The sequence below is a fragment of the Acinetobacter wuhouensis genome, assembly GCF_001696605.3.
Taxonomy (GTDB): domain Bacteria; phylum Pseudomonadota; class Gammaproteobacteria; order Pseudomonadales; family Moraxellaceae; genus Acinetobacter; species Acinetobacter wuhouensis.
Window position 1 is genome coordinate 2,242,055 of sequence record NZ_CP031716.1, and the last position, 26,081, is coordinate 2,268,135.

30 protein-coding genes are annotated in these 26,081 nt (G+C 38.7%); 3 read left to right on the forward strand and 27 right to left on the reverse strand.

What is annotated here, in order from left to right:
- The first annotated feature begins 1 nt into the window (after position 1).
- On the forward strand, positions 2 to 334 hold the full coding sequence (locus tag BEN71_RS11470; protein ID WP_068973176.1) for an AzlD domain-containing protein: 333 nt from the start codon (positions 2 to 4) through the stop codon (positions 332 to 334).
- An 80-nt stretch (positions 335 to 414) separates the two neighbouring features.
- Here the strand turns inward: BEN71_RS11470 and BEN71_RS11475 are convergent, their stop codons facing one another.
- From BEN71_RS11475 to BEN71_RS11605, 27 genes are all read right to left on the reverse strand, one after another.
- The gene (locus BEN71_RS11475) at positions 415 to 780 is read right to left on the reverse strand and encodes a lipopolysaccharide assembly protein LapA domain-containing protein (RefSeq protein WP_068973177.1); all 366 of its coding nucleotides are present in this window, start codon (positions 778 to 780) and stop codon (positions 415 to 417) included.
- Positions 781 to 802: 22 nt separating this feature from the next.
- Positions 803 to 1,105 carry an integration host factor subunit beta gene (locus tag BEN71_RS11480; protein WP_068973178.1) on the reverse strand — a complete coding sequence of 101 codons (303 nt, stop codon included), beginning with the start codon at positions 1,103 to 1,105 and terminating at the stop codon, positions 803 to 805.
- 159 nt (positions 1,106 to 1,264) lie between these two features.
- The gene (gene rpsA / locus BEN71_RS11485; RefSeq protein ID WP_068973179.1) at positions 1,265 to 2,941 is read right to left on the reverse strand and encodes a 30S ribosomal protein S1; all 1,677 of its coding nucleotides are present in this window, start codon (positions 2,939 to 2,941) and stop codon (positions 1,265 to 1,267) included.
- 128 nt (positions 2,942 to 3,069) lie between these two features.
- Positions 3,070 to 3,759 carry a (d)CMP kinase gene (gene cmk / locus BEN71_RS11490; RefSeq protein ID WP_068973180.1) on the reverse strand — a complete coding sequence of 230 codons (690 nt, stop codon included), beginning with the start codon at positions 3,757 to 3,759 and terminating at the stop codon, positions 3,070 to 3,072.
- 11 nt (positions 3,760 to 3,770) lie between these two features.
- Positions 3,771 to 4,202: an SRPBCC family protein gene (locus BEN71_RS11495; RefSeq protein WP_068973181.1), complete on the reverse strand. Its 432-nt coding sequence runs from the start codon at positions 4,200 to 4,202 to the stop codon at positions 3,771 to 3,773.
- Positions 4,203 to 4,309: 107 nt separating this feature from the next.
- Entirely contained in the window at positions 4,310 to 4,852 is a 543-nt protein-coding gene (gene tadA, locus BEN71_RS11500) for a tRNA adenosine(34) deaminase TadA (RefSeq protein ID WP_068973182.1), read from the reverse strand.
- Between the two features lie 5 nt (positions 4,853 to 4,857).
- On the reverse strand, positions 4,858 to 5,979 hold the full coding sequence (locus BEN71_RS11505) for an enoyl-CoA hydratase/isomerase family protein (protein WP_068973183.1): 1,122 nt from the start codon (positions 5,977 to 5,979) through the stop codon (positions 4,858 to 4,860).
- The gene (gene ung, locus BEN71_RS11510; RefSeq protein ID WP_068973184.1) at positions 5,976 to 6,689 is read right to left on the reverse strand and encodes a uracil-DNA glycosylase; all 714 of its coding nucleotides are present in this window, start codon (positions 6,687 to 6,689) and stop codon (positions 5,976 to 5,978) included. The genes BEN71_RS11505 and ung overlap by 4 nt, the downstream gene beginning before the upstream one ends.
- A 72-nt stretch (positions 6,690 to 6,761) precedes the next feature.
- Complete coding sequence (locus tag BEN71_RS11515; RefSeq protein WP_068973185.1) at positions 6,762 to 7,358, reverse strand: 6-pyruvoyl trahydropterin synthase family protein; 597 nt, start codon at positions 7,356 to 7,358, stop codon at positions 6,762 to 6,764.
- Between the two features lie 223 nt (positions 7,359 to 7,581).
- A complete protein-coding gene (gene gspK / locus BEN71_RS11520; RefSeq protein WP_068973186.1) occupies positions 7,582 to 8,544 on the reverse strand; it encodes a type II secretion system minor pseudopilin GspK in 963 nt (320 codons plus the stop codon).
- A 49-nt stretch (positions 8,545 to 8,593) separates the two neighbouring features.
- Positions 8,594 to 9,205, reverse strand: coding sequence for a type II secretion system minor pseudopilin GspJ (gene gspJ, locus BEN71_RS11525; protein ID WP_068973187.1), 612 nt, complete (start codon positions 9,203 to 9,205; stop codon positions 8,594 to 8,596).
- Between the two features lie 47 nt (positions 9,206 to 9,252).
- Positions 9,253 to 9,633 (reverse strand): type II secretion system minor pseudopilin GspI, encoded by a 381-nt coding sequence (gene gspI, locus BEN71_RS11530; protein ID WP_068973188.1) that lies wholly within the window; start codon positions 9,631 to 9,633, stop codon positions 9,253 to 9,255.
- Positions 9,620 to 10,186 (reverse strand): prepilin-type N-terminal cleavage/methylation domain-containing protein, encoded by a 567-nt coding sequence (locus tag BEN71_RS11535; RefSeq protein WP_068973189.1) that lies wholly within the window; start codon positions 10,184 to 10,186, stop codon positions 9,620 to 9,622. The genes gspI and BEN71_RS11535 overlap by 14 nt, the downstream gene beginning before the upstream one ends.
- Positions 10,187 to 10,191: 5 nt before the next feature.
- Positions 10,192 to 10,806, reverse strand: a complete 615-nt coding sequence (locus tag BEN71_RS11540) for a TetR/AcrR family transcriptional regulator (protein ID WP_068973190.1) — start codon at positions 10,804 to 10,806, stop codon at positions 10,192 to 10,194.
- Positions 10,807 to 10,878: 72 nt separating this feature from the next.
- The gene (locus tag BEN71_RS11545; RefSeq protein WP_068973191.1) at positions 10,879 to 11,652 is read right to left on the reverse strand and encodes a TatD family hydrolase; all 774 of its coding nucleotides are present in this window, start codon (positions 11,650 to 11,652) and stop codon (positions 10,879 to 10,881) included.
- Between the two features lie 34 nt (positions 11,653 to 11,686).
- Entirely contained in the window at positions 11,687 to 12,028 is a 342-nt protein-coding gene (locus BEN71_RS11550; protein WP_068973192.1) for a PilZ domain-containing protein, read from the reverse strand.
- Positions 12,029 to 12,065: 37 nt separating this feature from the next.
- The gene (locus BEN71_RS11555) at positions 12,066 to 13,046 is read right to left on the reverse strand and encodes a DNA polymerase III subunit delta' (protein ID WP_068973193.1); all 981 of its coding nucleotides are present in this window, start codon (positions 13,044 to 13,046) and stop codon (positions 12,066 to 12,068) included.
- 76 nt (positions 13,047 to 13,122) lie between these two features.
- Positions 13,123 to 13,884, reverse strand: a complete 762-nt coding sequence (kdsB, locus tag BEN71_RS11560; protein ID WP_068973194.1) for a 3-deoxy-manno-octulosonate cytidylyltransferase — start codon at positions 13,882 to 13,884, stop codon at positions 13,123 to 13,125.
- Positions 13,885 to 14,904: a tetraacyldisaccharide 4'-kinase gene (gene lpxK / locus BEN71_RS11565; RefSeq protein WP_068973195.1), complete on the reverse strand. Its 1,020-nt coding sequence runs from the start codon at positions 14,902 to 14,904 to the stop codon at positions 13,885 to 13,887. It lies immediately after the preceding gene.
- A gap of 6 nt (positions 14,905 to 14,910) precedes the next feature.
- Positions 14,911 to 16,641, reverse strand: a complete 1,731-nt coding sequence (gene msbA, locus BEN71_RS11570) for a lipid A export permease/ATP-binding protein MsbA (RefSeq protein ID WP_068973196.1) — start codon at positions 16,639 to 16,641, stop codon at positions 14,911 to 14,913.
- A 3-nt stretch (positions 16,642 to 16,644) separates the two neighbouring features.
- Positions 16,645 to 17,067, reverse strand: coding sequence for an ExbD/TolR family protein (locus tag BEN71_RS11575; protein ID WP_068973197.1), 423 nt, complete (start codon positions 17,065 to 17,067; stop codon positions 16,645 to 16,647).
- A gap of 16 nt (positions 17,068 to 17,083) precedes the next feature.
- The gene (locus BEN71_RS11580) at positions 17,084 to 17,716 is read right to left on the reverse strand and encodes a MotA/TolQ/ExbB proton channel family protein (RefSeq protein WP_068973198.1); all 633 of its coding nucleotides are present in this window, start codon (positions 17,714 to 17,716) and stop codon (positions 17,084 to 17,086) included.
- Positions 17,717 to 17,750: 34 nt separating this feature from the next.
- Positions 17,751 to 18,641 carry a ParB/RepB/Spo0J family partition protein gene (locus BEN71_RS11585; protein ID WP_068973199.1) on the reverse strand — a complete coding sequence of 297 codons (891 nt, stop codon included), beginning with the start codon at positions 18,639 to 18,641 and terminating at the stop codon, positions 17,751 to 17,753.
- A complete protein-coding gene (locus BEN71_RS11590; protein ID WP_068973200.1) occupies positions 18,638 to 19,420 on the reverse strand; it encodes a ParA family protein in 783 nt (260 codons plus the stop codon). Before BEN71_RS11590 ends, BEN71_RS11585 begins: the two co-directional genes overlap by 4 nt.
- A 22-nt stretch (positions 19,421 to 19,442) precedes the next feature.
- On the reverse strand, positions 19,443 to 20,075 hold the full coding sequence (gene rsmG / locus BEN71_RS11595; RefSeq protein ID WP_068973247.1) for a 16S rRNA (guanine(527)-N(7))-methyltransferase RsmG: 633 nt from the start codon (positions 20,073 to 20,075) through the stop codon (positions 19,443 to 19,445).
- 126 nt (positions 20,076 to 20,201) lie between these two features.
- Positions 20,202 to 20,894: an N-acetylmuramate alpha-1-phosphate uridylyltransferase MurU gene (gene murU, locus BEN71_RS11600; RefSeq protein ID WP_068973201.1), complete on the reverse strand. Its 693-nt coding sequence runs from the start codon at positions 20,892 to 20,894 to the stop codon at positions 20,202 to 20,204.
- Positions 20,894 to 21,907 (reverse strand): aminoglycoside phosphotransferase family protein, encoded by a 1,014-nt coding sequence (locus BEN71_RS11605; RefSeq protein WP_068973202.1) that lies wholly within the window; start codon positions 21,905 to 21,907, stop codon positions 20,894 to 20,896. Before BEN71_RS11605 ends, murU begins: the two co-directional genes overlap by 1 nt.
- Before the next feature lie 119 nt (positions 21,908 to 22,026).
- Between BEN71_RS11605 and BEN71_RS11610 the strand changes: the two genes are divergently transcribed.
- Together BEN71_RS11610 and BEN71_RS11615 are read left to right on the forward strand one after the other, a co-directional pair.
- Positions 22,027 to 24,477 carry an LPS-assembly protein LptD gene (locus BEN71_RS11610; RefSeq protein WP_068973203.1) on the forward strand — a complete coding sequence of 817 codons (2,451 nt, stop codon included), beginning with the start codon at positions 22,027 to 22,029 and terminating at the stop codon, positions 24,475 to 24,477.
- Positions 24,477 to 25,796: a peptidylprolyl isomerase gene (locus BEN71_RS11615; RefSeq protein ID WP_068973204.1), complete on the forward strand. Its 1,320-nt coding sequence runs from the start codon at positions 24,477 to 24,479 to the stop codon at positions 25,794 to 25,796. Before BEN71_RS11610 ends, BEN71_RS11615 begins: the two co-directional genes overlap by 1 nt.
- The last annotated feature ends 285 nt before the right edge of the window (positions 25,797 to 26,081 follow it).

The window sequence follows — 26,081 nt, forward strand, 5'->3', positions numbered from 1 at the left end:
TATGAATCAACACTTCATCATTTTTATTGGCATCATGATACTTGCTTTAGGCACTTATTTAATTCGATATTCTGGACTTGCCTTTCACCAATATTTCTCAATCAGTAAGCGACAAGAGCAGTTATTTAACGATGCAGCAACTACTTTACTTTTTTCTATTGCAGTATTAAGTACTTTTTTTGAAGGTCGCGTATTTACAGACTTTGCTAAAATTGCAGGTGTATTGGTTGCATTGTATTTGATCTGGAAGAACTATTCACTGATTAGTATTATTCTGATCGCAACATTGGTCACGACAATGTGTAGATTTATACAATTAAACTATAGCTATTAAATTACAGCTTCTAAATTATGGCTTTTAAAAATGCAAAAAGCGCTTAACGATTACAGTTAAACGCTTTTTTAGCATACAGATTAAAGAGGATTAGAATTCTTACTTTCAGGTTGAATATCTAACACCGTCTTTTCATGACGTGCATTTGCAGCGGCTTCAGCGGCAGCCAACTGTGCAGTCTGAATTTGTTCTTTACGGAGATGATCAATATCTTTTCGTAAACGTTTAATTTCCCATGCATTTTGAAAAACACGGAAAATTTGTACACCTAACAATAATCCCAAAACAATTCCTAGGACTAAAGTTAATAAAAGCAATAATCCCAAACGCATTGCTGGTACTTGAGTAAACAATAGATCTACTGGCAGTTCAGCTGGATTTTGTAGGACTAATGCTAAAGCATAGCCAAAGATTACTAAAAGTAATGCAACTAAGAAATAGCGCATAATCACCCCATTCGAATTTTACTTATTGTGCAGATTCGTTTACTGCATCACGTAGTGCTTTACCTGGTTTAAAGTGAGGTACAGCCTTTGCTGCAACTTCAACTGATTTACCAGTTTTAGGGTTACGACCTACACGTGGTTCACGGTGGTGTAATGCAAAGCTACCAAATCCACGGATTTCAATACGATCATCAGCAGATAATGATGCAATCATTTGATCGATCATTATTTTAACAGCTTCTTCGACTAAAGGCTCTGCTAAATGCGGGTTTTTTAGAGCAATTCTTTCTATTAAGTCAGACTTATTAAGTGCTTCAGTTGTCATTTAAGACCTCATTAATTTTAATGCTATTTGACATACACTAGATAATATCCTTTTTAAATACAAAAAGGTAGCGCAGTCATCATATACTACGCTACCTTTTACAGTATTTGAATAAAAAATATTAATTAATTACATTAAATAATACTTCTTAACAATAACTTAGTGGTTCATTTGAGCTTTAATCAAATCACCAATAGTCTTAGGACCATTGTCTTGACCGTTTGTAGCAACTTTAAGGTTAGCTACAGCTTCTTTCTCTTCAGCTTCGTCTTTCGCTTTGATCGACAAGTTGATAGAGCGTGATTTACGATCTACGTTGATGATTTTCGCTTCAACTTCTTGACCAACTTCTAAGAATTTAGTTGCATCTTCAACGCGGTCGCGGTTGATTTCAGACGCTTTCAAAGAAGCTTCAACTTCGTCAGCTAACTTAATCGTTGCGCCTTTAGCGTCAACTGCAGTTACTGTACCTTTAACCAACGCACCGCGTTCGTTAGCAGCTAAGAAGTCATTGAACGGATCGCTGTTCATTTGTTTGATACCAAGGCTGATACGGTTGCCTTCAGCGTCAACAGACAAGATAACCGCTTCAACAGTGTCACCTTTCTTGTAACGACGAATTGCTTCTTCGCCTTGTTCGTTCCAAGAAATATCAGACAAGTGAACTAGACCATCGATACCACCTGGTAAACCGATGAAGATACCAAAGTCAGTGATTGACTTGATCGTACCAGAAACTTTTTCACCTTTGTCGTGAGCTTTAGAGAACTCTTCCCATGGGTTAGCACGAGTTTGCTTAATACCAAGAGAAATACGACGACGTTCTTCATCAACTTCAAGAACCATAACATCAACTTCGTCACCGATCTGAACAACTTTAGATGGGTGGATGTTTTTGTTAGTGTGATCCATTTCAGAAACGTGTACTAAACCTTCAACGCCTTCAGCGATTTCAGCGAAACAACCGTAGTCAGTTAAGTTCGTTACACGCGCTTTAACGATAGAACCTTTAGGGTAACGGTTCATGATCGCTAACCATGGATCTTCGCCAAGTTGTTTAAGACCTAGTGAAACACGGTTACGTTCTTTGTCAAATTTAAGTACTTTAACAGTAACTTCTTGACCCACTTCAACAACTTCTGAAGGGTGTTTGATGCGTTTCCAAGCCATATCTGTGATATGTAGAAGACCATCAATACCGCCAAGGTCAACGAATGCACCGTAATCAGTAAGATTTTTGATAGTACCAGTAACTGTTTGACCTTCTTCCAATTGAGAAAGAAGCGCTTCACGGTCAGCTGAAGATTCAGCTTCCATAACAGCACGACGAGATACAACAACGTTGTTACGTTTAGCATCAAGTTTGATTACTTTGAATTCTAACTCTTTACCTTCAAGGTGAGTTGTATCACGGATAGGACGAGTGTCTACCAATGAACCCGGTAAGAATGCACGAACTGGACCGATGTCAACAGTGAAACCGCCTTTAACCTTACCAGAGATAACACCAGTAACGATTTCGCCGTCTTCAAAGATTTTTTCAAGTTTAGTCCAAGTTTCAGCACGTTTTGCTTTTTCACGTGATAAAACTGTTTGACCCATACCGTTGTCAAGCGCTTCAACAACAACATCAACTTCGTCACCAACGTTTACTTCAAGTTCACGTTGTTCGTTTAGGAATTCTGAGCGTGCAACAACACCTTCAGATTTAAGGCCAGTGTCAACAGTAACCCAGTCAGAGTCGATGCTAACAACGATACCTTTAATAACGGCACCTTTGTCGATATTGAGAGTTGATTCGCTTTCTTCAAAGAGGGCTGCAAAAGATTCGGTCATGATATACCTAGTAAAGTCAGCGGTCTTGGATCAGACAAGGCCGGTTTAGTTAAGCATCTACATAGTCCATATAAAACTGATCAAGCTATGCTTTTGCTGATTTTAAATAAAATTTAAAACAAAAATAGTTATTTAGCTAAGTGTGCATCGACATAATCAGTCATCAGTTTAAACACTTCATCAATGTTCAATTCAGAACTATCAATGATATAAGCATCTGCTGCTGGCTTGAGTGGCGCGACTGTGCGCTCCATATCTCGCTTATCTCGAGCTTGTATATTCGCTAAAATGTCGCCTATTTTAACATCCAGCCCCATCCCCTGCAACTGTTTTACACGGCGTTCGGCACGTGACTCTGCTGAAGCTGTCAGATAAATTTTAGCTTGTGCTTGAGGAAAAATAGAAGTTGCCATATCACGACCATCTGCAACCAAGCCAGGCGCTTGTGCAAATGCATGCTGACGATCAACCAAAGCTGCTCTAAGTGCAGGGATTGCAGCGACTTTTGAAGCAAACTCACCCACTCTTTCGGTACGAATCGTTTGCGTCACATCTTCACCATCGAGCAAAATTGTAGTTCCGCTTTCGGTGCTTTTAAATACGATGTCTAAATTTGTTGCAATTGTAACGCCTTGTTGAAGCACAGACTCATCGTCTAATGTATCCAATAAGCCTTTTTGATGTAATGACAACCCAAGCAAGCGATACAAAGCGCCTGAATCTAAAAGATGAAATTGATAATGGCTTGCAAGTTTCGCTGCAAGTGTACCCTTACCTGAACCACTTGGCCCATCAATTGTGATAATTTGAATTGTCATTGAATTTCCAATTAAACCGTCTTAGCAAGTTTCTTAAAGCCAAGTGTAATCGCTAGTTTAAGCTGTGCAAGTATTAATTTGCTTACAAATAGTGCGCGTGCTTGTAATTCGATCGTATAATCGACACGTGTTTTGTTCGGTGCAAGCTCAGTAAATTCAATAATACCAATATGATGCTTAATCAATGGGTTCTTAATGAGCTTATATTCAATGCGCTTATTTACATCTAAAAGTGTGATTTCTTCTTGAAGTGGCTTAATCGGCCCCAAGCCCATACGACGCACTGAGCCCAAACCATCCGGACGTTCTGGATCAGCCGAATCTTTAACACGTACCACTTGAATTGGCGCAAAAGCAACATTATAAGTTGCATGTTTAGATAACAAATCAAAGACTTGATCAATTGGTGCATTAAACTCTTGTTTTACTTGAATCGAATTCATTTTTTAATACCCTTAATTTTTAAGCTTTAAAATTACAAATCATAAAAGCATTCTTGTGAAACATTTTTGACAATACATATTGTCAATAAAATCATCTGTATTCTAGTTCATTTTTGAATCAGATTAAATTGCATTTGTTGCTTCTTCATCTGTTTTTTTTGTTCACGACGCATTTTAAAAAAATCTGAAAGTTGGCTTGAACATTGTTCATTTAAACATCCACCTTCAAATTGAAAAATATGATTGTAATAACCTGTATCCAATAATTGACGACTACTGACCAATGAACCCGCCTTGGGTTCAAGTGCACCAAAAACCACACGTTTGATACGCGCATGAATCAAAGCACCAACACACATCGTGCACGGTTCTAAAGTCACATATAAGGTTGCATCATCAGGCAAACGATAATTTTCAATATTTTGGCATGTATTGCGGATTGCTTGAATCTCAGCATGTGCTGTTGGATCATGCTGACAAATCGGTTGATTAAAGCCCTGTCCGATCACTTTATTTTGACTGACTATGATTGCACCTACAGGAATCTCCCCCATAGAAGCAGCAAATGCAGCTTGCTCGAAAGCTAGCTGCATCCATTGTTCATCAATTTGCTTTTGTTGATCTTGCGAATCAAACTCTTGTTCAGACATATCGCCTAGATAACACCGTATTGACGAAGTAATTCATTCCAACTTTCAATCGTTGTTACAGGAGGATTTTTCGCAAGAATACCTGCTAAAGTGAGTGTTTCAACTTTATCCCATTCAGGAGATAGATCTTTATCAACCAAACGTGCACGAACACCCTCAACAAAATCAGGATGACGAATTTTCCAATCAGAAATTTGACGTTCTAATTCAAACACTTCAGCCCATGAGTGTACTTGACGCCCCCATTGCCATAACAACCAAGTGATTGCCGCAGTACTCGGTGAACCTTTTTGTAAATTTTCACTTGCTTGACGTAACCAGTCACTACGCGCATCACTTAAACCAATAATGGCTTCATAATCGTGTTCAAAATTAACACCACGACAAACACTGTGAATCACATCCAAAGAGTTTTGTAATGGTCCCGGCGATACTGGTCGGTGCATACCATTCAAAGTATCATCCAAAGCACGGAAGTCTCCAGCTGGATAATGCCCCCAATCAATATCTAACAACTTTTGTAAAACAGTATCACGCTGTGCATCACAAATATGCGTCGCCCAACCAATTCCATAACCGCCTGCAGCAGTCATGATTGAACCCGTTAATCCGGTAAATAAGCCAATCGGACCACGATCTGCTAAGAAGCGTGTTGCACCAACATCTGGATAAAGACCAATATTCACTTCGGGCATAGCCAAACGAGAATAAGGTGTAACTAAACGGAACGGTGCAGCCATGAATAGCCCTAATCCACCGCCCATCACATAACCTTCACCCCATACGACGATTGGTTTTGCATAATTATGCAATAACAGATCTAAATCATATTCTGTAGTAAAGAACTTATTGGCTGTTTCAACTTCATTATTGATCACCAATTGGCGAAGCTTACGTACATCCCCGCCTGCACAAAATGCTTTTGGTGTGGTTGAATCTAACCAAATTGCTTTGACCGTATCATCATGATGAAAATCCTCAAACAGTTTCAGCAACGCTGCAACAATAGATTCATCAAGTGCATGAAGCGACTTAGGACGATTTAAGCGAATGATTCGCCATCCATTGTTCGCTTCTTCAATAATCAGATCTGGGTGATAGTCATTTGTATCGGGAGAATTTGTCATGCGTCCAGCTGCCAGTCAATCGGCTCAATGCCATTTTGTTTAAGGTAATTATTCGTTTTCGAAAAAACTTTACAACCAAAGAAACCACCACGGTTTGCTGCTAAAGGAGATGGGTGTGCAGCTTTTAAAACCAGATGTTTAGTTTGATCAATGCGTTGTCCCTTTTTCTGAGCATAAGCACCCCAAAGTATAAATACAATATGCTCTTTACGCTCATTCAACACATCAATCACATAGTCAGTAAAATCTTCCCAACCACGTTTTTGATGTGAAGTCGGTTGCCCTGCCTCAACAGTTAAAACACTATTCAGCAAAAGCACGCCTTGTTGTGCCCACTTGGTCAAATCACCATGACGAGACACAGGAACACCTAGATCAGTGTTCAATTCATGAAAGATATTACGCAATGATGGAGGTAATGCAAGCCCTCTTTGCACAGAAAAACTCAAACCATGCGCTTGATCAGGTCCATGATAAGGGTCTTGACCCAAAATCACGACTTTCACATGGTTTAGTGGCGTGGTATCTAATGCATTAAAAATAAGTGAACTCGGTGGATAGATCGTCTTATTTGCATTTTTTTCTTCAAGCAAAAAAGATCGCAAAGCATCCATCTTTTGACCCAGTAAAAACTCAGCCAATTCATTTTTCCAACTTTGATCTAACCGAACTTGATTTAATTTTGTTTGTTCAGGTTCAGACAACTGCATTAACTTTCATCCTAAATTTCTACATCCAATAAAACATATACAATATTTGTGAATTTACGCAGAATTCACAAATTAAATTTTAACTTGCAAATCCACTTCAGGGTTTTGAAATTGAATACCTTGTTTCAATTTTTCATACATCTCTGAATCAGACCATTCTGCTTGAACTTGTTCAGAGAAAATAATTTGATCTAAGCTCAACAACCCCATTTGCTCATTTTCAATATCTTCAATAAAGCTTTGCGCATAACCTGTATCCGTTTCATGCACAATTACAGAATAGACTTCAACATCGCCTTCACCATTTTGGGTAATGGTTGATTTGAGGACTTGTTGCGCTAAATAGAAGAAAACACGCGAAAATTGTTCTGCCGATGGTGAAACAGGTAAAGCCACCCAACGCGCACTAAACGTTTTACACGCTTGAATATATTCAGGGTTATCATCTTGCCAAAAGCAAATTGCATGATCAAAACTGTCAAAAATTTCTTTAATCACACCTTTCAACAGACCAAAGTCATACACCATTTGACCATGATCAAGTTTTGAAGCTTTGAGCAATAATTCAACTTTATAGCTATGCCCGTGGATAGATCGTTTGCAACGATCTGACGTGCAATTCCGCACGATATGTGCATTTTCAAACTTAAATAACTTACGAATTAACATGAGCCAAATTTTATAAACAAATCGGTAATTAATTTCGATTATAAAGCAAAACTCAATTCCTGAGCATTAAATTTAGCGTTCAATGCAATAGGCAAAAAGGATAATTCGATTTTCAGTTTAATTTGAGTCTATTTAATGCTAAAAGTAAAATAAACCTACCTTTCTACAACCCTGCATTAATAAATATATTCTATATAAATTCAAATATTTACATGGATTTTATTTAAAATGGCGCAAGACTCCGTGCATAGATATAGACTTGTCCTTGATCATTGCGCACTAAATGACTGGTGAATTGACGCTTGCGTTCACTTAACATGACTTCAATTTTGGCTTGAAAATAATTTGTTTTCACATCAAATAAAGCATCTTTACTTTTCACTGCGAAAGATTCAGCGACCAATGTATCAAACGGTGACATTTTCATCAGATCATTTACATTTGCAAAGTATTCCATTTTTTCTTGTCTGGCATTTAATGCTGTTTGTATTGTATTGACATCCAACTTTTCATCAATCGCAGCCAAAACCATGGCTGGTGCAGTATTGATATTAATTTTAGCCGCAATATCAGGTAAGGCTGAGATATAGGGTGCAATTAAATCAAACTTTTCATTTTCAAAACCACGAACCAACTTTAACTCATCCACACTCATAAACTTACGATTTGCTACCAAATAAGGATTTGGTAAACCTTGATAGTAACTATCCTCAGCACCCATTGCACCTAGCGTGTCTTTATCTGGATCTTCCCAGTCAATCACCGCTTCAACAATCTCTGCGGGCAATCCAACTCTGACCAACAGTTTTGAGAAATACGCCTGAGCTTGTGGATTTGGTTTTCCTTCTTTATCTACCAAACTATTTAAATTGAATTTTCCTGATTCATCTTCAAGTGTGCCAGAAACATAACCATCTTCCACAGGAAATGCAGGCATTGGTTTTGCCCACGTTTCTTGCAAATAATCTGCTTCTTTACTGGTTTCTGTATCTTGCGCTAATAATTCTGAATAAAATGCCTCTGCACTTTTCGCATAAAACAGTGCTTGGCTCTGACGTTTTAAAAATGCTGTATTTTCATTGGTTAAATTTTGACGTTTTGCAATAGTTGCAGCAATAATGGTCGCCAGTGCGACCATCACCAAAATCGTAATGAGTGCGATACCTTTTTGCTGCTTAAACTGCATAAATATTTGACCTCAACAATCATCACCATCACATCAGTATGGAAAATAATTAATTATCCTTTTTATCCTGCAAATAATCTGTATTGAGCAAACTCAATACCCACTCATATTCAACATCCCGAATTGTGACTTTCATCAAAATCCCGCGTGGCAGTTGTCTCTCGTCTTTTATATCCGCATCAGGCCAGCGATCAGTCTCATTGGGATTTAAAATTTGAATTTGATATTGATCCACATCGGAAAGTAAAACACTCGACAAAGGCTGATCTGAACGGATTCGATTTAAATTTGAATATTTTAAGCGATATATTTTTTTATCCTGTCCATTATAGACATATTCCACACGCTCATAAGGCGATAAACCTTGCTTCAATGGATCTGAAACACCTGATTTACTAAAAGCTAACTTTTGGTTATCTAAACGCAATGCAGGTTCAATTTCATCACCATTTCGTGCAGAAACAGGCACAATTTGCAATGTATCACGTTGTATTTGTTGATATGCGCCCTGTAGTTGCCCAAGATTTTCTTCATGCATTGCATTACGATCTTTGACTTTAATCAGATAATCAAACACTTTCCAACCGAGTGCAGAAAGTACAGCGAAAATAGCGATCGCAACCAATAGTTCAACCAGTGTAAAACCTGATTTTTTTTGCATCTTCATCATAGATGTCTTGGACGTCGACTGAGTTTTATTGATCATTATTATTCTTTAATCACATAATTAAAAAACACCATATTGGTAATTCCCGCTTCGACTTTGCCTGCATCAGCATCGAACAAACTGACTTGTACATCTATTTTCTGCACCAAAGGGCTAATCGTCGCTTCTGCTTTTTTATCAATCTGCCACGTCTCGCCTTGTGCCGTAATTTGTTTTGATGCTGTCCCAGTTAACCTTTCACGGTTAATAATCATTCGAGAAATTTCATTCTGCGCAACAAATTGTGCTTTGGTTCTTAAAATCGAATTGGCGGTCGATTGGGTATATTGCATCGCCACTTTGGTTAATGCCATCGCCGCCACAGCAAAGATCGCCAAAGCGACCACAACTTCAATTAAGGTAAAGGCTTTATTTTTCTTCATCGACTTTACCCAAATAATCAACACGTATCACATCACCGACTGGCTTCTGCTGATAGTACATTTGAATCGTGGCTGGCTTCGCTTCACCATTTCCAAACCAAATCAACTTCGGTGCATTATTTCCCAACAATTCAGCATTATTGGCATTTTTAAATTGATGGTCTTCTGTTTGTACTGATACAGACACTTGATCAGGCAATGTCCGTTTTTGAAATTCTGGTACAGCTTTCCACGGCGTATTATCAATCACACGTACGGGTTGTTGCGTATTTTGTTTTATCGGAATGTATTCAACAATACCATACTGCGCCTGTACAACATCAGTCGCATTTTGAAAGTCTAAAGCATAGATCCGTGATTGATCATTGGCCTCACGATTGATTTGTTTTAAATCCAATAATAACATTTCACGAGCTTGCATGGCTTTACGCTGATCTAAGCCATCTACATTCAAAACAATCAGTGAAGCAACGATGCTAATAATCACGATAACAACCATCACCTCAATCAAGGTAAAACCTTTTATATGATGAGGAAATGGCATGCGTTTCATCAGGCTTAAGCAACCTGCTCTGCGGCTTGTTGATGTTTTGGCATTGCCAAAGCTTGATCAATCAAAGCAACTCGGAGAGTATCTCGACACCCTAAATAACGCTGATAAAAACTAGAATTGAGAATCGCTGCGCCACCATGGGTAATCGACCAAATCGAAGCTAAATAATCTCGAACCGACATCGCACTCTGAAGTGATTCTAAATAGCTTTCCGTCATGCGAATAATCAAACGTAGACGCTGTTTTCGTACTTGATATAGTTCATTAAATAAGAGATGAATGCCTACACCTGTGGTCGATAAACGCTCTTCAATCTGGTGAAATAACACAGCACGTTCAGGATGGTGTAAATGATGCAACATGAAAAATGCCAAATGCTCTGGAAAGGCTTTTTCTGAGTCGCGTACCATTTCCAATAACATACGCTCATTGCGAATGATCAATAAAATATAGAGTTCATCTTTGCTTTGAAAATGCTTATACAATGTTCCTTTTGCGAGATCTAACTCCGCAGCTAGTGCATCCAAAGTCATTCCCGCTTCACCATTTTCCAGAAGCAACTGCTCTGCGACTTGAAAAATTAAAGCTTCTCTTGCTCTAAATTGAGCCTGTCGATCCATCTTCACCAGTTAAACTCACTTATTTTATCCGTTAACGCGATGTGTCTATATTCAAATACTGACTGGTCTTAATTACTGTTGCTTAAGTAGATTTTCAAAATTTTGCGTGGTAATGAAAGCGATCTCCTCAAGCGTTTTATCATATACATCACTTAAGGCTTTGGCTACATAGGGAACGTATTTTGGTTCATTAGACTTTCCTCTATAGGGCATCGGCGCCAAATAAGGACTGTCTGTTTCAATCAATAGTCGATCAAGCGGCACTTGCTTTGCCACATCACGTAAATCTTGCGCATTTTTAAAAGAAACAATTCCTGAAAAGGAAATGTAATATCCACAATCTAAAACGGCTTTTGCCGTTTCCCAATCTTCGGTAAAGCAATGCAGAATCCCATGTGTAGATTTTTCAGCGCGGATAATATCCACTGTATCATTCTTCGCTGAACGGGTATGAACAACAACAGGTTTTTTAACAATTTGAGATGCGTAAATATGACGCGCAAAACATTGTTTCTGTTCTGGAATAAAATCAGTGCTATGAAAATAATCTAGTCCTGTTTCACCCAAAGCCCATGCCTTTTCAGCTTGAGCAAGTTCTACTAACTTCTCAACGCTTGCACGTCGCATCACCGCAGGATCTTCACACGGATGCACGCCCACGCTATAACCTACATCTGCATGACGCGAAGCAATTTCAGAAAGTGCGATATGATCATCCAAATCTACAGAAATACCCATAAACTTAGATACACCACCTTCCCTCGCTTGTTGCAATGCAGCATCTAAATCACCTGCATAAGGTTCAAGGTTTAACATGGTCAAATGGCAATGTGTATCTACAAACACGGTATTTCCTACTATTAAAAATTTAAATCACAACTTACATGGTAAAGCTAGGTCGATCCAAAGACATACTACCTGCAAGCAATCTTTCTGCTTCGATCTTGTAAGCAATGCCTTTTTCACCAGACAATTGAATCGCAAAACCTTGTGGTTTCATCCCATTTTGCTTTGGAGAAATCCAAATCACTTTACCCGTCAATGGAATTTTTTGCGATTGATCAGGCAACCCCGCCAATATAAAAATTTCTTCACCCATTTTCACAGGGTTTTTAGAGGGTACAAACAAGCCACCGCCCGTAATATATGGCATATAACTGGCTTGTAATGTTGCACGATCTGCAATATTGACTTGAATCAAACCGCCCATACGTGGTTGCATAATCATCTTCCCCTTAATTCATTTTAATACGTCGTTTTTATGTCACATTCATTAATTGAATCGACAATTGATCAATAATTAGATTTGTTTGTACATTTTGATCAACTTTTAACTTGGCTTGTTGTAAATCAGCATAGATTGAAAATAATTTCTCTAAATTATATTGATCTACAATTCCACTAAAATCTAAATCTAGATTTTTTACAGCTTGATTCAGCTTGACACAAATTATATCTGACAACAAGTATTCAAACATCTGGATGAAATCAGAAAAATTGAGTTCTTTATTCCATTTCGTTGCAAACTGCAAAGGCATACTTTTTTGATGGACTAGCTTTTGCCAATCTTGCAAAAATACTGCACGACGATTAATCCAATCCAAAGCCGCCAATTCAATCGCTTGCAATGGCATCTGATTGGATAAATTCATCAGTAAATTAATTTTGGCATGTTGTTCAACAGGTAAATGCTGTTGCAAATACCCTAAAGATTGCTCAGGTAAAATACGATCCATCGCAAAATGCTGTAAACGACTGCGAATCGTTGCTGGAAGCTTTAAATAATGATCCGCAAGAAGAATGATTAAGACCCGCTCACCTGGCTCTTCTAATGTTTTCAGCAACGCATTTGCCGAAGCAATATTTAAAGCTTCGGCAGGCTCAATCACAATCACGCGCCAACCATCTACCGTTTGTTGCACAAATGGTAATAAATCACGGATCTTCTCGATCTTAATTTTCGCGTTTTGCTTCTTATTCTCTTCATCGGTGGTGATATTGACATAGTTAGGATGGGTATCCGATTTAAGCCACTGACAACTACTGCACTCACCACAAGCACCTTGTGGTTGCTTATTTAAACATAAAACCCATGACAAAAAGTGCTGTGCAAATGCATGTTTTCCACAACCTTTTTTACCATAAAATAATAAGCCATGTCCAAGTTGCGGGAAGCGACCAGTTAAAGTCTCCCACGTCTGTTGTTGCCAAGGATAAACTTGAGAATTTTGAGCATCCATCAACTGATTATCCCTACACCAAATTTAAAACCAAATACCAAAGTCAAAAAACACTCTATCAATGCACAACAATCTATCATTCAAATACAGAAACATCTAAAGCATTTAAACGATCTAAATCCGCTTGCGTATCTACCCCTGGCGGTAAATTTACTTGTGCAATATCAATCGCAATACGATGACCATTTTCCAAAACACGTAATTGCTCAAGACTTTCTAGGCTTTCTAAAGTACCCATATCCCAAGTCACATATTCTTGTAGAAGTTGCACACGATAAGCATATAAGCCTAAATGACGATATGCATTTGAATGCAATTGAGGTTCAGCGAGTTTTGCACCCTCACGATCATAAGGAATCGGTGAGCGACTGAAATACAATGCCTCATTGAATTTAGACATTACTACTTTGACAATGCTGTCACGTTGAAATTCGTCGATTTGATGAATAGATTCACATAAAGTCGACATTGAACAATTCGGCTTTTGCTCTAACAATTCAGCGACTTGTATCACCAACTGTGCAGGCAATAACGGTTCATCGCCTTGTACATTGACAATAATATCTTGTGCATCCCAACCTTTGATTCGAGCAACTTCACTCAAACGGTCTGTGCCCGACGGGTGATTCGGATCAGTAATTACAACATCCACACCTTCTGCACGACACACCTCTGCAATACGCAGATCGTCGGTTGCCACACAGAGATCATCAAAACCTTGTACTTTACGGGCTTGATCAACCACACGTAAAATCATTTCACGACCATGAATTTTTAGTAGTGGTTTTGCAGGAAGACGTGAGCTTGCATAACGCGCTGGAATTACAATATGTTTCATTTAATAACCTTGTATTAAATCAATACCAAGTTGGGTTAACTGTTGATTGAGTACTTGATAACACTCATCTGACAAAACTGCTTCGACTGGAACAACCCAGATTTCACGATTGAATTCAGGGTGCTTTTTCAATAAAGGTAACAGTTTAACTGCATCCTTTTCTGTCGTGATAATCGGATTGGTATCCTCAAACTGTAAATCATCAATTTCATAATCATAATGATCTGGAAATTCATGACATTGAAACTGATCGACACCCATTGATTCTAGTGTCGTATAAAAACGCTTCGGAAAACCAATCCCCACCACAGCATAATAATCTTGTTGAGGGTCAAAGGTTTCAGACTGATCAAAAAAAGGATTCAGCAAGTATGGCTCAGCCACTTCTAAGTGCATATTGAGCGCTGATTTTGGAGCGTGCGCATGCTCAATCACTGTACCCTGCGCTAAACGGCTTACAGGTTCACGCAAATAGCCTTCTGGCAATAGTTTTTGATTACCTAAACCACGATTATTATCAAGAACAATCCATTCGATTTGACGATCCAAAGCCCAATGTTGTAAGCCATCATCACTGATGATCAAATCCAATTCATGTTGTTTTAATAATAACTCTATACTTTCTTGACGATTTGAACCCACTACCATAGGAACATCCGTCGATTGCACAATCAAACATGGCTCATCCCCAACGGTATCTGGTACAGAATCTAAAGTAACGAAAGCAGGAAAAGGACCATTTCCGCCATAACCACGGCTGATTACACCAACACGTACTTGATTGGCTTGTAGATATTTGACCAACTGAATTAACAATGGTGTCTTACCACTGCCACCCACAGTAATATTCCCAATGATCATGACGGGTATTGGTGCTGTGTAAACGTTCTTAAAGCCTTTTTTAAAAAGTAGCTTGTTTACACTAAAACCGAATTGATATAACCATGACAATGGGCGCAAGACAATCAACCACTTGGATTGTTTATTCCAAGCATCTTGAATGGTTTGCGCAATAGACATATCAGATTATTCCTCAAAATTGCGTTCATGCAATTGATAATATGCTCCATGCTGTGCCAAAAGTTCAGCATGTGTACCTTGCTCTATGATACGCCCTTTATCCATAACCACAATCTTATCTGCATTTTCAATGGTCGAAAGACGGTGTGCAATCACAATCGTGGTTCTATTTTGATCTTGCATCGCTTCATCAAAGGCTTTTTGAATAAAGTGTTCAGATTCATTATCTAAAGCACTGGTTGCTTCATCTAGAATGAGAATCGGTGCATTTTTCAAAATTGCACGTGCAATCGCAATACGTTGACGCTGACCACCTGAAATACTCTGACCTTGAGCACCAAGTGGCGTATCATAGCCTTGCGGTAAAGCCATAATAAAATCATGTGCATAAGCCGCTTTAGCTGCTGCGATAATTGCTTCATCGCTTGCACCTTCGGATTGCCCATAGGCAATATTCTCACGTACAGTACGATCAAACAGTACCACTTGCTGATTGACCATTGCAATTTGTTTACGCAAGCAACTCAATTCAATATCATGTATCGGATGATCGTCCAAATAAATTTGCCCTGCGCTAAACTCTTGGAAACGCACCAACATATTGACCAATGAAGACTTACCTGCGCCTGATCTACCCACTAAGGCAATGGTCTGACCCGCTTGAATATTTAAGGTAAAATCATCAATCGCTTTCACTTGATTTTTATAAATCAAATCAACATGATCAAATTTAATATCACCTTTTAATTTCGGGGTCAAAGTGCCTGTATTGGATTCTTGAGGAAGATCCAATAATTCAAATACCGAATGCGCTGCCGCCATACCGCGTTGAAGCTTTTCATTGATATCTGTTAAGTTCTTAATCGGCTTCGCAAGCAAACCCGCTGCGGTAATATAAGCAACAAACTCACCCGCAGTCGTATTACCTAGAATCTGTGGACGCAAAGCCAACCAAATAATAATACTTAACGCTACAGCCATGACCAATTGAACCAGTGGGCTATTGAGGTTTTGCACCACCACCATTTTTAGGCCACGTTTTAAATTCTCTTGCGAAGAGTCATAAAAACGCTTTTGCTCGCTCTCTTCACCTGCAAAGCTTTTAACCACAGCTTGACCATTCACGGTCTCTTGAACAATGTGGTTGACATCACCCATCGTGTTTTGCACTTGGATGGATAATTTACGCATGCGTTTAGAAGCTTTACGCACCAATAAACCAATGATCGGTAAAAAGATAAAAATACATAGGGTTAAACGCCAGTTGGTATAAAGCAAGAAGCCCAATAAACCAATTGTGATCGCACCATCACGGATCAATGTCTTTAAGGATTCAGATGAAGCTGCTGTTAACTGCTCCACGTTATACATGATTTTGGCTGTGATATGACCAGATGAATTATCTAAATAATACTGTGATGGCAATCGAATGAGCTTAGCGAAAACTTCTTGGCGAATACTAAAAATCAGATTTCGTGAAATAACTGCTGTATAATATCCTCCCATGAATAAACCTAAGCCACGGAAGAAAATCAACAAGACAATTAAAACAGGAAACCAATCAAGATCTGCACGACTACCTTTTTGAATTGCATCAATAATAAACTGCAATAACTTTGCCACGGACATTTCTGTCACAGCATTGATACCAAATCCAATAACAACGAGTAACGCAATTCCCCAATACGGTTTAAGGTAGGATAAAAGGCGTAGGTAGACCTTAAAGTCTTGATTCACTGATTAATAACCTCGAGATGGAACTTTAGTACTGATATTGATATTCACAAAACCAAGCTGCCCAGCCACATCCATGACACGAATAACATCTTGATGGGTTGCTTTCGCATCAGCAGCAATCACAAACATGAGATCCCGCTTATCATTAGATGCTTGCTTAATCGCAGTACTTAAATCGACAGTTTCTTTGCTTGAAAGCGCCTGTCCGTTTACAGCATAGTGACCCGTTGAGTCTACCATGACTTCGATTTTATTTTTATATTCTTTTGGTGGTACACCTTGTGCATCGGGTAAAGATAGATTAATACGACTTTGCTGATTAAACGTCGTCGTTAATAATAAAATCACCAAGATAAACAATAAACAATCAATCAGAGGTGTGAGATTGATATGAATATCTTCTACCGTTTTTCGTTTAAATTTCATGTGACACCCCGAGTGCTTAACCCACTTTCTTCTTATTTTGATCTAGGTGCTTTTGAAAAAATAATGCTGCATGAAACAAGGTTGATTGTTGTTCCAACTCAGCCACATACTCTTGTACCAAACGCTGAAAATAACGATAAGCAAATAACGCAGGAATCGCAATCAGCATCCCCGCTGCTGTAGTAATTAACGCTTTAGAAATCCCTGGAATCATCATGGTTGGGTTACTCGCAGAACCCAAGTCAATCATTAAAAATGACTCAATAATCCCGATCACCGTTCCTAACAAGCCCAATAAAGGCGCAACCGCACTTAATGTCCCTAAAAAGTTGATATTTTTTTCTAAATAACCAATCTCACGAGAAGCTGTTGCTTCCATCTGCGCACGTGCATATTCTTCACCTTGTGAGTAGCTATCAATACCATCCTTGAAGATATAGCCTAATGATGATGAACGAGCAGATGAATTACGCTCTAGCTCATCTAAGACATCATCAACACTGCGCCCTTTTTCTAACATTAGTGATTTAGGAAGAACTAAGGATCGTTTTAACCGTATAAATCGTTCAATAGAAATCGCAACGGTAAAAATTGAACATAAAACCAATGGCAGCATCAACCAACCGCCAGCTTTGACAAGTTCCCACATCCCTAGTTCCCCCAAAAAAAATATTTATTAAAAATTATTGTTCTGCTAAACAGATATTTAAGATTCCATCCAACTCATCCAATGAGTTATAACTAATCACAAGTTTTCCTTTTCCTTGCTTATTATAATCCAACTTTACACTTGCACTAAAACGCTCAGACAGTTTTTGCGTCAATTGCTGTACATCGGGTGCTTGCGGATCTTTGGCCTTTTCTTGCTTAGGTGTATTCCAATCGCGCACCAATTGTTCGGTTTGACGAACTGATAAACTTTTTTCAATCACGATTTTTGCAATTTGCAATTGATCTTTGGCTTTCAAAGTCAAAATTGCACGTGCATGCCCCATGTCCAACTGACCTTGTTGCATCAAATCTTTAATTTCATCTTCAAGACTGAGTAAACGCAATAAGTTACTCACCGTGGTACGGGCTTTACCAACAGTATCCGCTATTTCCTGATGACTTAAACCAAACTCTTCATGAAAACGTTGTAAAGCCAAAGCTTGATCAACTGGGTTTAAATCTTGACGTTGAATATTTTCAATCAATGCCAAAGCAATCGCAACTTGGTCGGTCAAATCACGCACAATTGCAGGAACTTCCGTCAAGCCGGCTAACTGTGCAGCACGCCAACGTCGCTCACCCGCAATAATTTCATACGGTGTTTCATCATTCTCGATTGGACGAATCACAATCGGCTGCATCACACCATGCTTTTTAATCGACGCTGCGAGTTCTTGTAAATCTTGCTCATTGATAAAACGGCGCGGTTGATATGTACCACGTTTTAATTGATTGACATCAATTTGTTTGAGCTGACCATGATCTAGCGCCTGAACTTCAAGCTGTAATTTTTCTTTTTGGATTGACCCTAATAACGCATCTAAGCCACGACCTTTAGCCAAGCCTCTTTTTTTTACGGTCATGCTTTATTTCCTTTTTTCACTTTACTCTTTTTCAACATTTCAGCCGCTAAATTTAAATATGCAATTGCACCTTTAGAGCTTTTCTCAAAATAAATAATCGGTAAACCATGTGCAGGCGCTTCAGCCAAACGCACATTACGCGGAATCACTGTATCATAAAGCTTCTTGCCAAAATACTGCTCTAACTCTTCAGAAACATCACGTGTCAAAGCGTTTCGAGCATCGTACATGGTACGAAGCACACCAATAATTTCAAGTTCAGGATTTAAAGCTTGCTGAATTTTATCAATGGTTTGAGTTAAATCTGCCAAACCTTCCAAAGCATAATATTCACACTGCATCGGAATCATCACGCCATCTACAGCAGCCAAAGCATTAACAGTAATTAAGCTTAAACTTGGTGCACAATCGACGATTATATAATCAAAATCTTTTTCAACTTCACGCAAAGCTTTACGCAAAATGAATTCACGCCCTTCTTGCTCAGCGATTGCCAATTCAACACCCGCCAAATCACGGTTTGAACCTAAAACTTTATAACCAACTTCAGCTTTGGTGATTGCTGTTTCAATCGGCACTTCACCCAATAACACATCTGTTACAGAATAAAGCAAATCATTCTTTTGAATGCCTGACCCCATCGTGGCGTTACCCTGGGAGTCCATATCAACCAATAAAACACGCTTTTTTAATACGGCTAGAGAGGCAGCCAAATTTACTGCTGTCGTGGTTTTACCTACGCCACCTTTTTGGTTCGCGATTGCTATAATTTGAGCCATGGTAACCCCAACCTTCTGGTTTTTAAATCTGTTTTAATAAAAGTAAATGACGTTGTTCGTCTAATCTTGGCACATGCAATTCAACGATGTCACAGCTGAACTTGGCTTTCAATTCAGCAATTTCATCAGAAGGAACTAAACCTTTCATTGACGCAATAATACTTTTTTCATGCATATAGGGTTGTGACGCTGCAACAAAATCTGTGAGTGAGGCAAATGCACGACTGGTAATGACATCGAATTGCCCGAGTTCATTGATGCTATCTTCATTTTCTACACGCGTCTGAACTGCGACGACATTTTTTAGTTTTAAATCTGCAATAAATTGTTTAAGAAAACGAATTTTCTTACCATTTGAGTCTAATAATACACATTGGCGCTCAGGTTGACACAATGCAATGATCATCCCTGGCATACCACCACCAGTACCAATATCGAGCAAACGACCTTGTGGTAAATCATTTAAAATACTTAAGCTATCCAATAAATGCTTGACTAACATTTCTTTCGGGTCACGAATGGCTGTTAAGTTATAGGCTTTGTTCCACAGCACGAGCGCATCTTGATACTTCAACAGTAAACCAAGTGCTTCATCACTCAAATTTAAGCCAAGCTTTATACTACCTTGCTTTAACTCTTGAAAAAATGGATGCATGATCAATAACATCTCAAAAAAATTTGTATGAAGTATACCGATTTCTAGCGCGTGGAACAGTAGTTAATGATGAGTTAATATGCACTTAAGCATGCAGATTCATACTTAAATGCACAGTTTCATACATCAATTGGCATAAACACCCTGTCTAATTTGCAAATCTAAAGCGGTTAGACGCTCAGGTGTGCCGACATCAACCCATGCAGCCTGCATTTTTTCGGCTGAAATTTTTCCATCCAACATGCCTTGTTTAAACAAAGGCAACATTGGACGTTTACCACCTTCTAAACCTTTAAACATTTTTGGAGAATAAACCGCAACACCACTATAGGTCAGGTTTTCACCCTCAACGTTTTGATCAAAGGTATAGGCACGACCATTGGCAAGTGTGAAATCACCATTCGGATGCTGTTCAGGATTTTGCACAAAAACCAAGTGGGCTAAATCATCACCTAATTTCACATCAAGTAATGTTGCAAAATCAAAGGTTGTCCACACATCACCATTGATCAGAATAAACGGTTCATCACCTAATAATGGCAATGCATTGATGATACCGCCCGCAGTTTCTAAGCCTTCTTCTTCACGTGTCCAGCGAATGTCGACCCCGAATTGTGAACCATCACCCAAAGTGCCAATCAGAATATCTGCCAACCATGCAGAGTTGATGACAATCTCAGTCACACCAATATCTTTTAATTTTTCAATGTGCCACACGATCAGGGCTTTACCACCCACTTCTAATAAAGGCTTTGGCTTGTATAAAGTGAGTGGACGCATGCGATTGCCCAAACCTGCTGCCAATATCATTGCTTTCATTAAGCTACAACCTCATATTTACCATATTTTTGCTCAAATTTCGGCAAGACTCTAGCATGAATAAATTGCATGAATGGTTGTAGTTCTGCATACGGTTTTGATTCTTCAAGCAAATACCACATCACTCGTGGTAAGTCTTTGAGATAACCTGATTTTCCATCACGTTCAAACAAACGCACGAAGATACCGAGAATCTTGATATGACGTTGAATTGCCATGAAGTCAGCATCACGTTTAAATTGTTCAAAATCACGACCATCTTTAGCAGAAGCAGGCAATAAGTCATAGAACACTTTAAACCATGAATAAACACGTTCAGGATTCCATTGCACATACGCATCACGCGTAATCGAGATCAAATCATAGGTATCTGCACCAATCACTGCATCTTGAAAATCAATTACACCTTGATCCGTTTCACCATTGAGAATCATCAAATTACGGCTATGAAAATCACGATGTACGATCACTTGTGGTTGTGCCAAAGCAGCATTAGCAAGAATTGCAAAGCTACGCTTGATTAATGCTGACTCTTCATCTGTGGTTTGAATGTTTAAAGATGGTAATAACCAGTCTGTGAGTAACTCCATTTCTGAAATTAGCTTTTCATAAGCATAGGCTGGTAAATGCGATTCCCCTGCAATGCTTTGAAGTTGCACTAACTGTTTAAAACTTTGTGCATAATGTGTATCTACTGTTTCATCAGTCAATTTGGTAGACAATAAAACATCGCCAAAATCTTCCAACAATAGGAAGCCTTGATCTAAGTCTTTTGCGATAATGTGCGGTACACGTACACCATTTACATCAAAGAATTCATCAATAGCAACAAAAGGACGACAATCTTCCTTCTCAGGAGGTGCATCCATCAGCATAAATGTTTTATTATTCAAGATAATTCGTGCATAACGACGGAAACTCGCATCGCCTGCTAAAAAATTGATTTCAAATTGATCTGAACTGAGTACAGATGTTAACCATGTTTGTATCAATTGTTCACGTTGTGTATTCATTTGCAATTTAATCTAATTCAGGCTGAATTTTTGAAGTGCTAAGTGTAGCTACTTATCAACTTTTTCTCTATGATGCGACAATAATTAATTGCGATTAGCAGATTTGGTTAGTGATACAAATGAAGCATCAGTTTAAATTTAATCCTTTGGCTACCGCTGTTTTGACTCTACTTTGTGGAAGCTCAATATCAAGCTATGCTGAAACAGCAAACAATGTTTCAGATGTTGCGACATCCAAAGTAAATAATACGCAACTTAATGCTGCAATTAAGGAAAGTTTTGCGGGACAAAACTTTTTTGAACAATATTATGTCGATAAAAATTCTGCTGAAGCGCAAGTCCGTGATTCAAAGAATCCAAGCAATCGTTATTGTGAAGGTGTCTGGGTTACGCCGTTTAGCACTCAATCTACATCTGTAAAACCCGAAGAAGCATCCTCCATCATTACAGCGGATAATGGCTACTACAACCCGAATGGGGACTCAATCCTTTCTGGTGATGTGGTCATCGACCAATCTGGTCGTATGATCCGTGCTGATGAAGTGACCATTGATCAAACTCAAACCTTTGCCAAAGCCAAAGGTAATGTGCAAATGGCGCAAGGTGGGATCATTGCACAAAGTGATCAAATTGATTACAACTTGAAAGATGAAACTGGGCAACTCAATAATAGTTTTTATATTGCCGAACTCACACATGCACATGGTCATGCTCAACGTATTGAACGTCCATCACAAAATAAAATCATTTTAGAAGATGCAAGCTATACCACTTGCCCACCTGATGAAAAACCGACGTGGAACATCAAAGCGGATCAAATCACCCTTGACCAAGAAACAGGTCGTGGTGTTACACGTGGCACAAAACTGTATGTCAAAGATGTTCCTGTACTCGCAGTTCCCTATTTCAACTTTCCGATAGATGATCGTCGTACTACGGGTATTCTGAATCCAAATTTCGGCTTTACCAATGACGGTGGTTTTGAACTTTCAGTTCCTGTCTATTTAAATCTTGCACCAAATTATGATGCAACGATTACACCAAGAATGATTACGGATCGCGGTTTAGTCGCACAAGGAGAGTTTCGTTATTTAACAGAGAATTTCGGTCAAGGCAGTATTTGGGGAACCTATTTACCGAATGATCGTGAATATAATGATGAAGATCGTAAAGACCTACACTTCCTGCATAACTGGAATATTAATCCGCAATGGTCGACGAATTTAGAATACAACTATGTATCTGATAAAGATTTTTTCTCTGATCTAGACAATAATCCAAGTACACGAACTGAATTAAACCAACGTCGTGCATGGGAACTTAACTATGCCCACGGCATTCCTGGTCTAAAAGCACAATTAAAAGTTGAAGACTTCCAAACACTCGACGAAACCATACCCGATGTTGATAAGCCATACGCACGTCTGCCACAATTTTTACTTAATTATGTCGGTGGCAACCCACAAGGTTGGGAATACGAGTTTAATAACGATACCGCTTACTTTAAAAAAGACATCAATGATGCAGGCTTAGCACTCAGCCAACCAAGCGGTACTCGTTTATATAATCAATTTGCAACGCGTTATAATTTTAGAAACCCGTGGTCATTTGTGATTCCTGAAGTTTCTGTTCGTAGTCTGAACGTTTACTACGACCAGGACACACAAAATAATGGTTCTGATTCCAGAACAAAATCAGTAATCGTGCCACAATTTACATTGGATACAGGGTTAACCTTTGAGAAAGATGGCAAATATCTCCAAACAATAACACCTCGTGCTTTCTACGCATACGCACCTTATGAGAATCAAAATCTAAACCCGAATTTTGACTCAACAACGGCATCGATCAGCTATGACCAGTTATTTAGTCCGTATCGTTTCTATGGGCATGACCGCCTAGAAGACAATAATTTCATGTCTTTAGGTGTGAGTTACAGTTTGTTTGATACAGTTGGCTTAGAGCGCTTAAGAGCAAGTGTTGGGCAAAGCTATTACTTCTCTGATCGTAAAGTGGGACTACGTAGTGGTCTAGATGAAATCGATCGTGAAAAGCATACCGGCCCTGTTTTAAGCTTATCCAGTCAACTTTCACAAAACTTTACCATCAGCACCAACTCCGCATGGATGTCGAATGGAGATAGTGCTCAACAAGACTTGCAACTGTACTACACAGGTGCAAAAGGTAATTTATATAATGTAGGTTACTTCTACAGAAAAGACTTGCCAGATCGTCAAGATAAATATGATCAAGCAGTTGCATCATTTATACAACCTGTAAAAGACAACTGGCGTATCATGGGTCATGCACAATATGACCTTGATAATCGTGTTGCTCGTGAATATTTACTCGGTGTAAATTATGAATCTTGTTGTTGGGGGATTTCTGTCTATGGTCGTTCTTACTACAACGATCTAGATGATGTTTCTTCTCCAGATACCAAACGTAAAAATGCGGTAATGGCTGAAATCACATTAAAAGGACTTGGTGGTTTAAACAACAAGTTAAGTTCATTACTTGAAAATCGTATTTTAGGTTTTGATAAAGCTAATCAATCTTGGACACATTAATGAAGACGCAAAATTTTAAAAATTTATTTAAAGCAACAACTTTAGCTTTACTCATTGCTACATCCATATCTACAAATGCGAATATCCCTAAAGATCAAATTATTGCAGTCGTAGGTTCTACTGCAATTTTAAAAAGTGATTTAGATCAAAGTATTGCTGAAGCAACACATAAGCTACAAGCACAAAAAAAACCAATTCCACCACAAAATATTTTAGAACAGCAAGTACTCAGCCAACTCATCACACGTGATACACAACTTGAACAAGTTAAAAAATATGGTCTAAAGGCTGATGAGAAAAGCTTAAATGATGCTGTATTAAAAGTCGCACAACAATCAGGCTCGAGTTCGCTCGAAGCTTTTCAACAAAAATTAGATGCAGTCGCACCAGGAACTTATGAATTGCTTCGTGGTCGTGTGTCTGAAGATCTACTGATTCAAAGACTCAGCCAACAGCAAGTAATGTCTAGAATTAAAATTACAGATCTAGATGTAGACAATTTCCTTAAATCCCCAGAAGGTCAAGCAGCTGTAGGCAGTCAAGCTCGAGTATTGCACATGCGTATTGCTGGAAATGCACCAGTAGCCGAAATTGAAAATATTGCTAAATCAGTGCGTGCGGATTTAAAAAATAGTAATGATGTAAAAGCAATTGAAAAAAAATATAGTACTGCTCAAATCAAAGTTGATGGTGCAGATATGGGTTTCCGTCCTCTTTCTGACATCCCTGCTGAACTCGCGGCACGTGTTAGCTCCATCGAAATAGGTCAAACAACAGACTTGATTACTGCAAAAGACGGTATACATGTTTTAAAATTATTAGAAAAAAAATCGAATGATCAAAAAGCACTTGTACCACAATTTGAAACTCGTCATATTTTGATCAAAACATCAGAAGTTGTGAGTGCTGAAAATGCCAAACAAACCATTAACAGTATTTATAATCGTTTAAAAGCAGGTGATGATTTTTCTACACTTGCAGCAACATATTCAAGTGATCCAGGCTCCGCACGTGACGGCGGTAGCTTAGGTTGGGTAAGTCCAGGCATGATGGTGCCTGAGTTTGACAAAGTAATGCAAAACGCAACTGTCAATGACATCAGTCAACCATTTGAAACTCAGTTTGGTTGGCACATTCTCCAGGTCACTGGCAAGCGCCAACAAGATATGACTTCAGAATACCAAAAACGTATGGCTCGTCAAATCCTTGGGGAACGCCAATTCGAATCTGAATATGATAGCTGGATCAGAGAATTGCGCGCCAACACATATATTGAAATCAAAGATCCAAATCTAGACCCGAAACAAGGCAAAAGTTAAGTTTTAGAGTTGATAAAAACCAGTGCAAGATCACTGGTTTTTTATGCGTGAAAACTAAATAACGTCAGTTCGATAAGTTATTTTAATAATTTCAGTAGGGTAAGGTTTTTGTAAGGTTTATTGTGACGGAGTCTAATCGGTTTTGTTCATATATTAGGATTAGCCTTCGGCTCGAGGCACTCTTACGAAACGATGTTTGTCATTCGGCAAAATGAGCAGTTAAACTGCGCAAGAAAACCATCTTGCGGACTCAAAGTATATTTTGAGGATCCTCATCGCAGTACT